Raw genomic sequence first — 12,312 nt, forward strand, 5'->3', positions numbered from 1 at the left:
CTTACATCCGCTGGTACAACGCCAAGCGGATTAAGATCTCGCTTGGCTCACTGAGCCCGCTCGAATACCGGGAGAGCCTCGGACTCGCGGCATAAACCAGTCCAAGATTTTAGCCGCACCCCCTTCTAGCCATTTAGAAATGTCCGCTTTCGGGCCGCGTAAGCTGACCGGCCGCCGGGTGTCCGGCGCCGGAGGCTTCAACGGCGGCAACGGAATCGGCCCGACGCCGGATGCACGACCCTCTACGGATTTCGCCAAACTCAACGCCGAGCGCACGCGAGGTCCAGACGACCTCGATTCGATCAATTGCCTTGATGCTTGACATCGGCGGACCAACCGCAGAAAGCCAGCCGCAAACCCCACGACGGACTATCCGAACTGCGCCGCCAGCTCGCGCAGATATTTCTCGTTCCAGGTCATCGCGCCCGACTCGAGCTCCGAGATCAATCCGTCCAGCCATTGGATCTCGGCGTTCAGCAGCACCTGCTTGTACTCGTCGTCCAGCATGACGAGGCGCGGCAACCCCTTGTCCTGCCACGTCCTGAAGGTCGACACCGACTCGCTCAATTGCTGCTTCAGCGTTTCGCTGCGCTGCTGAAGCTGCGTACGCACGACCTCGGGTGTCAGCGCCATGATTGTCGCGAGCGCGGCCGGGAACTCGTTGAATTCGCGTCGCGGCTCGCCGAGCATCGCTTCCAGCCACGCGTAGAACGTCTTCCTGCCCAGCGGCGTGATCTCGTAGACCACCCGCTCGGGACGCCCTTCCCCTTGCGCCGTCTCGCGAACGCGGATGAGTTCGGCCGTCTTCAGCTGGGAAAGGGTCTGGTAGACGCTGTTGCGTTGCGCGACGTTGACCACGTTGTCTTTGCCGCGCTGCCGGATGAGTTCGTGCATGCGGTACGCGTGCGACGGGGCCTCCAGCACAAAGCCGAGAATCACCATCGCGAGCGGAGAAGGTTGTCTCGAGCGGGGTTTCAATTGCGGGTCCTGGTATCGAAGAATGGCATGGCTTGCTTCCATAGTCATACTTTGACTATACTGTAGTCATAATATGATTATGAGGTGGTCGAAATGGCGAAGGTGCAGCATGCTTTGATTGCCGGCGGCGGCATCGCGGGCCCCGTTGTCGCGCTGGCGCTGGCCAGGGCCGGTATCCGCTCGACCATCTACGAGTCGTATGCGGCGCCCGCGGACGGCATCGGGGCGAGCCTGATGGTTTCGCCCAACGGGCTCGAGGCACTGAAGATCGTCGGCGTGGACGCCGCGCTTCGTGCGGTGAGCCAGCCAATTGCCCGGATGGCAATGGCGGATGACCGAGGCAAGGTGCTGACCCGGTTCGAGGGTCTGGAAGGCATGCAGCCGAGCCGCGTCGTGTATCGCTCCGATCTGTACCGGGTGCTGCGCGATGCCGTGGTGGAGGCGAACATTCCGGTCGTGCACGGCAAGCGGCTCGTGAGCGCGAGCGAGACGGCCGATGGTGTCCTCGCGTCGTTCGAAGATGGCAGCCACGCGGGCGGCGACATCCTGATCGGCGCGGACGGTATCCGCTCCACGGTGCGTGGCCTGATCGATCCCGGCGCGCCGGCGCCCCGCTATGCGGGCACCCTAGGTTTCGGCGCGCTGGTGCCGCTCGATACGCTGCGCATTCCCGTCGACACGATGACTTTCGTGTTCGGCAAGCATGCATTTCTCGGCTACTGGGCGGATCCGGATCGCGGTATCTGCTGGTTCGGCAATCTGCCGTATGCGATGCCTGCGTCGATGGAGGTCGTACGCGAGATTCCGGCGTCGCAGTGGCTCGCGCAACTGCGCGAGCTATACGGCGATGACTATCCCGCGCAAACGCTGCTGCGAAACACCGACCCTGATCAGCTATTCGCGCCCATTGCCAGCGAGATGATGCCGCCTGTTCCGCGCTGGCATAGCAACCGCATGGTGCTGGTCGGCGACGCCGTACATGCGCCGTCGTCGAGTTCCGGCCAGGGTGCGTCGCTCGCCATTGAAAGTGCGATTCAGCTCGCACGTTGTCTGCGCGATATTCCGGCGTCCTCTCTGGCATTCGCACGCTACGAGCAGTTGCGTCGCGCGCGTGTCGAAGCGATCGCGGCGGCTGCGGCCAGGACCAACACGCGAAAGGCAATGGGACCGTTGGCCAAGGCGCTGATGCACTTCGTCATGCCTGTCGCGCTGAAGACGGTTTTCAATCCGGCAAAGCGGCTGGCTTCCGATCACGCGTATCGGATCGACTGGGATGCCACTGCACTGCCCGCGTCTCGTTGATTGCGGGAACGGGATCGTCCCATCGCGACTACTTCGGGTCGACAGCGCAACCGAATTTACCCACCCGCACGCGTGCGGAGGTGGTGCGTCTGGTCGAGCCTGGATGGCTGGTCGAAGTGACCGTCACGGCAGCGAAGGTCGTCCGTGCCTGACGTTTCGGAAGCTGGCCCGACAATCGTGAACGAGCAGCGCTTCAATGCAGCATGTGCCGTTGCCCCGACGCGCGATCGTGACGAGATTTCATGAGGAATTGACGTCGGTTGCCCGCATCCGGTGCGACTGACTTCGAATAGCCAGCGCGACTTGCAGGTGCGTCACGAACGCCGGCCCAGGCTCCCGTGACGGCCTGAACCCGAGCGACGCGCGAAGCGTGCAACCGAACGCACCCGACGCGCATCCATACCCCCCACCCCCGCCGTACCACCCCGCCCGGCAACTACCACTACTGCCAGTACCTCCCCCGTCCGTGCCCCCGTACTCTTGTCGGCATCGCTGGCGCGCCGTTCAAGGCCGCGCCGCTTCGACCGGAGACACGACAGATGCCATTTGACTGGACGCAGGAACAGCATGCGACGCTCGCGCGCTTTCGCGACATCGGCACGGAGATCGCCGCCGCGGAGCGCGACGCTCGCGCGCCGGCAGGATTCGATGCAGCCGGCTGGACCCGGCTTGGCCAGGAAGGACTGTGGGACATGATCGTGCCGGAGACGTACGGCGGCGACGGCCACGGCTGGTGGCACTTTTCCGCGGCGCTGGAGGGGCTCGCGTCGTCGATCCGCCGCCCGGCGCTGCTGCTGTCGGTGATTGCGCAGGCCGGCATGGTGCGCGCGCTCGAACGTTACGGCACCGCGACCCAGCAGGACCGCTATTTCGGCGCGATCCTGCGCGGCGAACTGAGCGCGACGGCGATCGCCGAGCCGGGTACCGGCACCGACGTGCGCAGCATTGCGACGAAGCTCGTCGAGCACGGCGACGGCTACCGGCTGACCGGCAGCAAATTCAACATCGCGCACGCGCCGCTTGCCCGTTTCATCCTCGTCGTCACGCGCATCGAGACACTTGGCCGACGCAACACCGCGCTCGTGATCGTCGATCGCGACCAGCCGGGCATGACGGTCGCCGAACCCGACCGCAAGCTCGGCCTCGACGATCTGCCGACCGGCGCGCTGCACTTCGACGACTGCCCGATTGCGCGCGGCCAGCTGCTGGGCGAACCGGGCGCCGGGCTCGGCAACCTGATCGACATCATCTCGCTCGGCCGCCTCTACTACGGCCTCGTCGCCGCGCAAGTGACGGCGCCGTATCTGCGCGACGCGATCGGCTATTGCCGCGAGCGCCGCAGCTTCGACAGCACGATCGACGCGCACCAGTACGTGCAGCGCCGTCTCGTCGACCTGCAGATCGGCATCGAGCGCGGCACGTGGCTCGCGCGCGGCGCGCTCGCGCAGTTGCTGACAGATCACCCGCAAGCGCTGATGACCTGCTCGATCGCGAAGCTGGTCGGTGCGCAGGATCTCGTCGACGGCGCGCTCGGCCTCGTGCGGCTGTACGGCAGCCTCGGCTATCAGGCCGGGCCGGTGGCCGCATTCGCGTCGGACGCGCTGGGCTTCATGAGCGTCGGCGGCACCGAGGAAATGCATCGCAAGAACATCTTCAACCAGATGATGCGCGCCGGCTGAACGCCTGCGCCATCGATACGCGTACCACGCGCCCTACAGGAATCCACGCATGACAACGACCCACCGACGCCCTTCCCGCCTGCGCCGCTCCTGGCTGTTCCTCGCCGGCGCCGATCACGATGCGCTCGTTGAAGGCGCCGCGAGCGGCGCTGACGTCTTGATCCAGGAACTCGAAACCTTTACGCCGCCCGACCGGCGTCCGGCCGCGCGCGAACTCAGCGAGCGCGTGCTCGCGGGCTGGCGCGATGCCGGCATCCTCGCGTCCGTGCGCGTGAATCCGCTCGATGCCGGCGGCATCGACGACTTGCGCGCCGCGATGCGCGGCCGGCCGGACATCGTGATGATGTCGTACGTTGCGACACCCGAGCAGGTCGTCGCACTCGACGAGGCGGTCACGCGTTTCGAGCGCGAATACGACATCGCGCCCGGCTCGACGGAGCTGGTGCCGAACATCGAGACGACGCTTGGCCTCGTGAACACGATGGCGATCGCGCGTTCGAGCCCGCGCGTGTCGGCCGTGCTGGTCGCGACCGAGGATATGGTGGCCGACATGGGCGCCGAGCGCACCCGTGCGGGCCGCGAGCTCGACTATGTGCGTTCGCGTTTTCGTGTGGAGTGCGCGGCGGTCGGCGTCACCGCGATCGACTGCCCGTACAGCTATGCCGACAACGAAGGCGCGGAGCTCGACATGCGCGTGTCGCGCGGCCTGGGGTATCAGGCCAAGGCGATCGTCAACGGGCAGTTCGTGCCGGTCGTGAATCGCGTGCTGACGCCGACGGCCGATGAAGTCGCCCTCGCCCGTCGCGTGATCGACGCGTTCGACACCGCACGGCGCGCCTCCGGTGGCCGCCGCGTGGCCGCGGCCGTCGTCGACGGTTTCCTCGCGGAAGTCCCCGACTATCTCGCCGCGCATCGGCTGATCGCCCGCGCGACGCAATTCGGCATCGCCTGAGGCCCGCCATGGATACGATCGCCACGCGCCTGAAGGCGCTGAAAACCCTCGCGCATGCGGCGCCGCACGTTCCGGCCGAAGACTGGCCCGACACGCCGCAAGCGCAATTCGAACGCTGGCTCGACGAAGCCGTTGCCGCGGGCGCCGTCGAACCGCAGGTGATGACGCTGTCGACGGTTCGCCCGGACGGGCGGCCCGACGCGCGTTCCGTCGTACTGCTGAACGTCGATGCGCGCGGCTGGCATTTCGCGGCGAGCACGCGCAGCCCCAAGGGGCGCCAGATCGAAAGCCAGCCGTTCGCCGCGCTGACGTTCTATTGGCCGGCGATCGCGAGCCAGGTTCGCCTGAGCGGCCCGGTCGAGCGGCTGCCATCCGCCGAAGGCCGTGCGGATTTCGCGGGCCGCCCCGAGCGCTCGCGCGCAAGCATCCTGGCCGGCCGGCAAAGCGAACGGCTCGACGATCCCGCCGACCTGACGCGCGCGATCGACGCGCAGCTCGCGCGGCTGGCCGCCGACCCGGCCCTCGTGTCGGACGACTGGCACCTGTACACGCTCGCGCCGGACGAAGCCGAATTCTGGCGTGCCGACAGCGCGCGCCGCTTCGCGCGGCAGGCGTACCGTCGTGCCGAACAGCGCTGGGAACGGTGTGCGCTATGGCCTTGAAGTCCGCCGCACCCCCGTCGCAAGGCGGCACCCTGCATGACCGAATCGACGGCCGGATGCACGAAGACACGCGGCTCATGCATGTGGGCCGCGACAGCGCGGCCTGGCACGGCTTCGTCAATCCGCCCGTCTATCACGCGTCGACCGTACTCAGCCCGACGGTGTCCGATCTGCTGAACCGCACGCAGCCGTATATCTACGGCCGCCGCGGCACGCCGACGACCGACGCGCTCGAACGCGCGGTGACGAGCCTCGAAGGCGGCGCCGGCGCGGTGCTGTGTCCGTCGGGGTTGTCCGCGTGCACGCTCGCGCTGCTGTCCTGCCTGAAGCCCGGCGATCACCTGCTGATGACCGCATCGGTCTACGGCCCGGTGCGCCATGCGTGCGAAGGCGTGCTCGCGCGGCTCGGCGTCGAGACGACCTGGTACGACGGCAGCACGCCCGTCGCGGCCGCATTCCGTGCGAACACGCGCGCGCTGTACGTCGAAGTGCCGGGCTCCTACACGTTCGACATGCACGATATCCCCGCGCTCGTTGGGCTCGCGCAGGCGCACGGCGCGCTGGTGATCGCGGACAACAGCTGGGCCACGCCGCTCTTCTTCCAGCCGCATGCGTTCGGCATCGACCTGTCGATCCAGGCCGGCACCAAGTATCTGGTCGGGCATTCCGATGCGATGCTCGGCACCGTATCGGCCAGCGAACGCGCGTGGCCCGCGTTGAAGCAACTGCATGGCGATCTCGGACTGTGCGCCGGCCCCGACGACGTCTATCTCGCTCTGCGCGGGTTGCGCACGCTCGGCGTGCGGTTGCGGCAGCACCAGCGCAATGCGCTTGCGGTCGCGACCTGGCTTGCGGCGCGCCCCGAAGTGCAGCGCGTGCTGTATCCGGCCCTGCCCGGCGACGACGGACATGCGCTGTGGCGCCGCGATTTTCGTGGTGCGTCGGGGCTGTTCTCGATCGTGCTGCAGCCGGCGCCGCCGCGCGCGGTCGAAGCGTTTCTCGACCACCTCGCGCTGTTCGGGCTCGGCTATTCGTGGGGCGGCTACGAGAGCCTCGCGTTGCCGTTCGAGCTGGACGCGCACGGCCTCGCGGCACGCTGGCCGGCCGACAGCCGCGGCGTGCGCCTGCATGTCGGCCTCGAGGACCCGGACGACCTGATCGCCGATCTTGCAGCCGGTCTCGATCGCTATGCGGCATGCGCGCAGCAGGCCGCCGCTTGCGAGGATGCCGTGCGATGCTGACCGTCTGGGGCCGCCGCACGTCGTTCAACGTGCAGAAGGTGTTGTGGCTGATCGGTGAGCTGGGCGTGCCGTACCGGCACATCGCGGCGGGCGGCGAACACGGCTCGCTGCAGACGCCCGCGTTCGCGGCGCTGAACCCGACCTGCCGGATTCCGGTGATCGACTGGGATGGCGACGTCGTGTGGGAGTCGCACACGATCCTGCGCTATCTCGCCGCGCGCGTGCCGAACAATCCGTTCTGGTGCCGCGACGCGTTCGCCCGTTCACGTGCGGAGCGCTGGATGGACTGGTCGCAGACGTCGCTCGAACCCGACGTGATGACCGGGCTGTTCTGGGCGCTCGTACGAACGCCATCGGAGCGGCGCGACGATGCGCTGGTGCGCGACAAGGCCGCGCGCAGCGCAACGCATTTCCAGCTGCTCGACCGGCTGCTGTCGACCCAGCCTTTCCTTGGCGGTGCGACGCCGGGCCTGGCCGACATTCCGGCCGGCGCGACGCTGTTCCGCTATTTCGCGCTCGACGTCGAGCGGCCGCCGTTACCGCACGTCGAGGCCTGGTACGACCGCCTGTGCCGGCGGCCCGCCTATCGCGAACAGGTGATGGTGTCGTTCGACGCGTTGCGCGGCCAGCCAGGCTGACTGCCTGCATGACGACCGTCACGACCTCCCGAACTCACGCCCCTATCGACCCTCCCGACACGACATGACGCACTCCCCCCTTCGTCCGATCCTGATCGTCCTGCATCGCGAACAGTCGAGCCCTGGCCGGATCGGCCGGCTGCTGGCCGCCCGCGGCCATCCGCTCGACATTCGCCGTCCACCGCTCGGAGATCCGTTGCCGGCGACGCTGGCCGATCATGCGGGCGCCGTGGTGTTCGGCGGCCCGATGAGCGCCAACGACGGCGATCGCTGGATTCGGGACGAAATCGACTGGATCGGCGTGCCGCTGCGTGAGTCTGCGCCCTTCCTAGGTGTCTGCCTCGGTGCGCAGATGATGATCCGTCACCTGGGCGGCCGTGTGAGCGCACATCGTGACGGGCGCGCGGAAATCGGCTATTGGCCGATTGCCGCGACGCCCGCCGGCCGGCGGCTCGGGTCGTGGCCGTCGCACGTCTACCAATGGCATCGCGAGGGCTTCGAGCGTGTTGCCGGGCTCGAGATCCTCGCGACCGGCGAGCACTTCGAGAACCAGGCCGTTCGCTACGGGCCGTACGCGTATGGCGTCCAGTTCCATCCGGAAGTGAGCTATCCGATGATGCGGCGCTGGAGCACGGCCGCCGCGCACAAGCTGTCGGCGCCCGGTGCGCAGGATCTCGCGACGCAGGCGCACGAAGGCCGGCGGCACGACCGCGCGACGGCCGCGTGGCTCAGCGCGTTTCTCGACCGCTGGCTCGACGATGCGCCGGCATCAGGTCGGCACCGTCACGTCGGAGATGCTGATCAGCCCCCACTCGACCGCACGCAGCACGGCTTCGTGCCGACGTGACACGTTGAACTTGCGGCGGATGTTCATGAAGTGGAAATTGATGCACGACTCGGTCACGTTCAGGATGTGGCCGATCTCCCACGACGTCTTGCCGGCCGCGTGCCAGCGCAGGCATTCGACTTCCCGGCGGCTGAGCCGCGGCACGCTGTCGGGCGGTGCAGGGCAGCGCGTGCCGGCGAGAGCTTCGCACGCAACATCGCGCAGCAGCGTCAGCGCCGCGAGATGGCGGTCGCAGTGCTCGCGCGTGGCGGCGAGCTCGTCCGTGCTCGCGCACAACAGCATGCCGACCTCCCCCTTCGCACCGCGCACCGGCAGCACGACGCCGCTGCGCATGCCGTACGCGGCCGCCGCTTCGTAACACGGGCGCTGCTCCGGCAGCGCGAACAGTGCGTCGTCCCAGACGAGCGGCAGTGCCGAACGGAAGCAATGCCGCAGCATCGGGTCGACGCGGTCGAACTGGCGCTGCCGGTACAGCGCCGTCCAGCCGGGCACGCCGCTGCTCCATTTGCGCGCGAGATCGAACGACGCGCCGGTAAACGGCAACACGATCAGCACGACCTTGTCGAACCCCATCCCGGCGGCCGCGTCGGTCATTCGCTGCCATGACGCGTCCGTGTCGCCGGGTACCAACCATTTCAGACAATCCAGTCCATACATACAAGCCACCCCGTTCGTTTAGTTGGAATCTGCATTCAGGCGGACTTGCGCAACCGGTTCGAGACGTTGCGCGCGAACGGGCCGCGCTAGACCGCCTCAGTCAGACGTCGCCGGCCTGCCTGCTTCGCGTCGTCGAGCGAAGCCGTCACGTCGAACGGAATGCCGAACGCCTTTTCGATGCCGGACGCGTTCGCGAGGGCCGCTTCACGCTCGGCGGGGTCCGGTTCGATCGTGATGAGCGCACGGCAGACCGCGGCGAGCGCGGTGCGGTTCTGCTTGAGCCACATGCCGCGTTCCTTGCGGTCGTCGTGCGCTTCGTCCGGGCGGGCCGGCGGAAAGATCATGACAAACGGCTCGCCGTGCCGCATCAGCACGTGCATGTCGTCGAGCCAGCGCTGCGCGTAGCCGGTGGATGCGATCGCGTCGTTGCGCACGACGACGAGCGGGAATTCCGTCACGTCGAACACGGCGAGCGTCGCCAGGTCGGGCGTCTTGGCGCCGGCGTGGGGGGTAGGCATCGGGACAATCTCCATCGAGTTGAACAGCATGGGTTGGAACGGGCCGCGCAGCGCCCGCTTCATCGTTTCGCGGCGGCACCGGGGCCGAACGGCGGACGGGCGAGCCAGACCACCGCGATTACCGCGAGATATACGCAGCCGAGCGCGAATGAAACGTCGTTGAACGAGATCTGGTACGCCTGTGCGTCGACCAGGTTGCTCAGCAGCGTGGCCGCGCGTTGCGGATCGCCGCCGCCGAGCCGCGCGACTTCGGCGCGCACGGCCGGATCGAACCCGCTCACGTGCTCGCTGAGCTGCGCGTGATGCAGGATCGCGCGCCGGTCCCACAGGAACGACGTGATCGACACCGCGAAGCTCGCGCCGAGCGTGCGCAGGAACGTCGACAGGCCGGAGCCGGCGGCGATCTCGTCCGGCTTCAGGTCGGACAGCAGGATGCTGTTGATCGGCATGATGAACAGCGCGAGGCCGAGGCCCTGCAGCAGCTGGATCAGCGCGATGTGCGTGAAGTCGATGTCGGGCACGAAGCCCGCGCGCAGGAACGACGACGTGCCGAGGATCGCGAACGCGCAGCACACGAGCATGCGCATGTTGAAGCGCGGCGCGTACTTGCCCATGAACGGCGTCATCAGCACCGGGATCACGCCCATCGGCGCGACGGCGAGCCCGGCCCAGAACGCCGTGTAGCCGAGCGTGCGCTGCAGCCACTGCGGCACGATCACGTTGACCGCGAAGAACGCCGAATACGCGAGCACGAGCGTCAGCGTGCCGGCCGCGAAGTTGCGATGCGCGAAAAGCCGCAGGTTCACGATCGGATTCGGCTCGTTGAGCTCCCAGATCAGGAACAGCGCGATGCCGAACGCGGCGACCACCGACATCACGACGATGAACGTCGAGTTGAACCAGTCGGCTTCATTGCCCTTGTCGAGCACGATCTGCAGTGCGCCGACGCCGACGATCAATGCGGCGAGGCCGATATAGTCGACGCGCGCGGCAACCGTCGTCTCGACGCGTGCACGCATCTGCGCGAACACGCACATCGCGGCGAACACGCCGATCGGCAGGTTGATCAGGAACGCCCAGCGCCACGAGTAGTGCTCGGTCACCCAGCCGCCGAACACGGGCCCCGCGATCGGTGCGACGACGGTGACCATCGCGATCATCGACAGCGCGAAGCCGCGCCGCTGCGGCGGGTAGATCGACAGCATCAGCGCCTGCGTGGTCGGGATCATCGGCCCGGCCACCAGGCCCTGCAGCGCGCGGAACGCAATGAGTTGCGGCAGGTTCTGCGCGAAGCCGCACAGCAGCGATGCGAACGTGAACGCAAGCGTCGCCCACACGAACAGCCGCACCTGTCCGACGCGCTTGACGAGAAACCCGGTCAGCGGCAGCGCGATCGCATTGCTGACCGAGAACGTCGTGACGACCCACGCGCTCTGCGTCGTGCTCACGCCGAAGTTGCCGGCGATCGTCGGCAGCGACACGTTCGCGACGGTGCCGTCCAGCACCTGCATGAAGACCGCGAGCGCGAGGCCGAAGGTCGTCAGCCCGACGCTCGACGGACGAAAGCCGCTGTCGGCGGCCGCCATCGGGCCGCTCATCGCACGGCCTCCGTACGCACCGCCGCCGGCAGGTTCGCATGGATGACGTCGGCGATCAGGCTGTCGGCCCGCGCGAGCTCGTCGCGATACACGTCGGTGTGGAATATCGGCGCGCGCTGCTCGCGATGCGACAGCATCGCCCCGCTGCGGTCGTGCTGGTCGACGCGCGCGTGCATCGACAGGCCGATGCGCAGCGGATGCGCGTCGAGCTGCGCCGGGTCGGTCAGTTCGATGCGGACCGGCAGCCGCTGCACGATCTTGATCCAGTTGCCGGTCGCGTTCTGCGCGGGCAGCAGCGAGAACGCGCTGCCGGTGCCGACGCCCAGGCTCTGCACGCGGCCGGTGTAGCGCACCGCGTCACCGTACAGGTCGGCGGTCAGTTCGACCGGCTGCCCGATGCGCATGTGCTCGAGCTGCTTCTCGGTGAAATTCGCGTCGACCCACAGCTCGCGCAGCGGCACGACCGCAAGCAGCGGCACGCCGGGCGACACGCGCTGCCCGACCTGCACCGTACGCTTCGCGACATAGCCGGTGACGGGCGTGACGACCTCGGTGCGGGCATGCGCGAGATAGGCGGCCCGCAGTCGTTCGGCCGCGGCCTGCACGTCCGGGTGTGACGCGACCGCGGTGTCGTCGATCAGCGCCTTGCTCGTCTGGTGCTGCTCGCTCAACGTCGCCAGCGCGCTCTGCGCGGCCGCGTATGCGCTTTGCGCGGACGTCAGCGTGTCGCGTGCATGCGCGAGTTCCTCGCGTGAAATCGCGCCGGAGCGGCCGAGATCCTCGCGGCGGCTGTAGTCGGCCTTTGCCTTGTCGAGCGCGGTGCGGCGCGTATCGAGTTCGGCGCGCGCGCCGTCGATGCTGTTCGCCAGCCCACGCTCGTTGCTGTACAGGCCGCGCACCTTGCGCACCGTTGCCGCGAGATCGGCCTGCGCGGTCGCGAGCGCGATCTGCGCGTCGCTCGGGTCGAGGCGGACGAGCGGCGTGCCGGCGCGTACGAGGTTGCCGTCGTCCGCGTCGATCGACACGACGGTGCCCGTCACCTGCGGCGTCAGCTCGACGACGTTGCCTTGCGCGTACGCGTTGTCGGTGGATTCGTACCAGCGCCCGACGATCACGTACCAGATGCCCCAGCCGATGATGCCGAGCGCGAACACGGCGACGAGCGCGCGCACCAGATGCTTGCGCCGAGCGGGCGGTGGCGGCGGCGTCGCGGGCGCACCACCGCCCGGCGCCGGTTGCG

At 68.0% G+C, this 12,312-nt stretch carries 13 protein-coding genes; 8 read left to right on the forward strand and 5 right to left on the reverse strand.

Features of this window, described 5'->3' with window-relative positions:
- On the forward strand, positions 1–95 hold a 95-nt coding region (locus tag G3N93_RS23250), incomplete at its 5' end, for an IS3 family transposase (protein ID WP_206134048.1).
- A 274-nt stretch (positions 96–369) separates the two neighbouring features.
- Here G3N93_RS23250 and G3N93_RS23255 read toward each other — a convergent pair.
- A complete protein-coding gene (locus G3N93_RS23255) occupies positions 370–1,026 on the reverse strand; it encodes a PadR family transcriptional regulator (protein ID WP_307873425.1) in 657 nt (218 codons plus the stop codon).
- A 45-nt stretch (positions 1,027–1,071) separates the two neighbouring features.
- Here G3N93_RS23255 and G3N93_RS23260 point away from each other — a divergent pair, with 45 nt between their 5' ends.
- The 7 genes from G3N93_RS23260 to G3N93_RS23290 all read left to right on the forward strand — a co-directional run bounded on the left by G3N93_RS23260 (position 1,072) and on the right by G3N93_RS23290 (position 8,299).
- Positions 1,072–2,280, forward strand: coding sequence for an NAD(P)/FAD-dependent oxidoreductase (locus G3N93_RS23260; RefSeq protein WP_206134044.1), 1,209 nt, complete (start codon positions 1,072–1,074; stop codon positions 2,278–2,280).
- 539 nt (positions 2,281–2,819) lie between these two features.
- Positions 2,820–3,959 (forward strand): acyl-CoA dehydrogenase family protein, encoded by a 1,140-nt coding sequence (locus G3N93_RS23265; RefSeq protein WP_174947264.1) that lies wholly within the window; start codon positions 2,820–2,822, stop codon positions 3,957–3,959.
- A gap of 49 nt (positions 3,960–4,008) precedes the next feature.
- Positions 4,009–4,911 carry a CoA ester lyase gene (locus tag G3N93_RS23270; protein ID WP_174947266.1) on the forward strand — a complete coding sequence of 301 codons (903 nt, stop codon included), beginning with the start codon at positions 4,009–4,011 and terminating at the stop codon, positions 4,909–4,911.
- Between the two features lie 8 nt (positions 4,912–4,919).
- Positions 4,920–5,573: a pyridoxal 5'-phosphate synthase gene (locus G3N93_RS23275; RefSeq protein WP_174934004.1), complete on the forward strand. Its 654-nt coding sequence runs from the start codon at positions 4,920–4,922 to the stop codon at positions 5,571–5,573.
- Between the two features lie 56 nt (positions 5,574–5,629).
- Complete coding sequence (metC, locus tag G3N93_RS23280; RefSeq protein ID WP_206134049.1) at positions 5,630–6,814, forward strand: cystathionine beta-lyase; 1,185 nt, start codon at positions 5,630–5,632, stop codon at positions 6,812–6,814.
- Entirely contained in the window at positions 6,808–7,452 is a 645-nt protein-coding gene (locus tag G3N93_RS23285) for a glutathione S-transferase family protein (RefSeq protein WP_174947268.1), read from the forward strand. Before metC ends, G3N93_RS23285 begins: the two co-directional genes overlap by 7 nt.
- Before the next feature lie 64 nt (positions 7,453–7,516).
- On the forward strand, positions 7,517–8,299 hold the full coding sequence (locus G3N93_RS23290) for a glutamine amidotransferase (protein ID WP_206134045.1): 783 nt from the start codon (positions 7,517–7,519) through the stop codon (positions 8,297–8,299).
- Here the strand turns inward: G3N93_RS23290 and G3N93_RS23295 are convergent.
- The 4 genes from G3N93_RS23295 to G3N93_RS23310 all read right to left on the reverse strand — a co-directional run.
- Positions 8,222–8,956 (reverse strand): autoinducer binding domain-containing protein, encoded by a 735-nt coding sequence (locus G3N93_RS23295; RefSeq protein WP_277396563.1) that lies wholly within the window; start codon positions 8,954–8,956, stop codon positions 8,222–8,224. The genes G3N93_RS23290 and G3N93_RS23295 overlap by 78 nt on opposite strands.
- Before the next feature lie 86 nt (positions 8,957–9,042).
- Positions 9,043–9,474 (reverse strand): hypothetical protein, encoded by a 432-nt coding sequence (locus G3N93_RS23300; protein WP_206134047.1) that lies wholly within the window; start codon positions 9,472–9,474, stop codon positions 9,043–9,045.
- A gap of 59 nt (positions 9,475–9,533) precedes the next feature.
- Positions 9,534–11,072 carry a DHA2 family efflux MFS transporter permease subunit gene (locus G3N93_RS23305; RefSeq protein ID WP_174934011.1) on the reverse strand — a complete coding sequence of 513 codons (1,539 nt, stop codon included), beginning with the start codon at positions 11,070–11,072 and terminating at the stop codon, positions 9,534–9,536.
- Positions 11,069–12,312, reverse strand: a 1,244-nt coding sequence (locus G3N93_RS23310; protein WP_374196502.1) for an HlyD family efflux transporter periplasmic adaptor subunit, incomplete at its 5' end; no start/stop codon positions are given. The genes G3N93_RS23310 and G3N93_RS23305, both read right to left, overlap by 4 nt.

Source organism: Burkholderia sp. Se-20378 (genome assembly GCF_017104665.1).
Taxonomy (GTDB): Bacteria; Pseudomonadota; Gammaproteobacteria; order Burkholderiales; family Burkholderiaceae; genus Burkholderia; species Burkholderia lata.

Excerpts from the sequence above, each read along its gene's own strand:
- G3N93_RS23255 (WP_307873425.1), bottom strand. The coding sequence starts at position 1,026 with ATGACTATGGAAGCAAGCCATGCCATTCTTCGATACCAGGACCCGCAA.
- G3N93_RS23260 (WP_206134044.1), top strand. The coding sequence starts at position 1,072 with ATGGCGAAGGTGCAGCATGCTTTGATTGCCGGCGGCGGCATCGCGGGC.
- G3N93_RS23265 (WP_174947264.1), top strand. The coding sequence starts at position 2,820 with ATGCCATTTGACTGGACGCAGGAACAGCATGCGACGCTCGCGCGCTTT.
- G3N93_RS23270 (WP_174947266.1), top strand. The coding sequence starts at position 4,009 with ATGACAACGACCCACCGACGCCCTTCCCGCCTGCGCCGCTCCTGGCTG.
- G3N93_RS23275 (WP_174934004.1), top strand. The coding sequence starts at position 4,920 with ATGGATACGATCGCCACGCGCCTGAAGGCGCTGAAAACCCTCGCGCAT.
- metC (WP_206134049.1), top strand. The coding sequence starts at position 5,630 with ATGCACGAAGACACGCGGCTCATGCATGTGGGCCGCGACAGCGCGGCC.
- G3N93_RS23285 (WP_174947268.1), top strand. The coding sequence starts at position 6,808 with ATGCTGACCGTCTGGGGCCGCCGCACGTCGTTCAACGTGCAGAAGGTG.
- G3N93_RS23290 (WP_206134045.1), top strand. The coding sequence starts at position 7,517 with ATGACGCACTCCCCCCTTCGTCCGATCCTGATCGTCCTGCATCGCGAA.
- G3N93_RS23295 (WP_277396563.1), bottom strand. The coding sequence starts at position 8,956 with ATGTATGGACTGGATTGTCTGAAATGGTTGGTACCCGGCGACACGGAC.
- G3N93_RS23300 (WP_206134047.1), bottom strand. The coding sequence starts at position 9,474 with ATGCCTACCCCCCACGCCGGCGCCAAGACGCCCGACCTGGCGACGCTC.
- G3N93_RS23305 (WP_174934011.1), bottom strand. The coding sequence starts at position 11,072 with ATGAGCGGCCCGATGGCGGCCGCCGACAGCGGCTTTCGTCCGTCGAGC.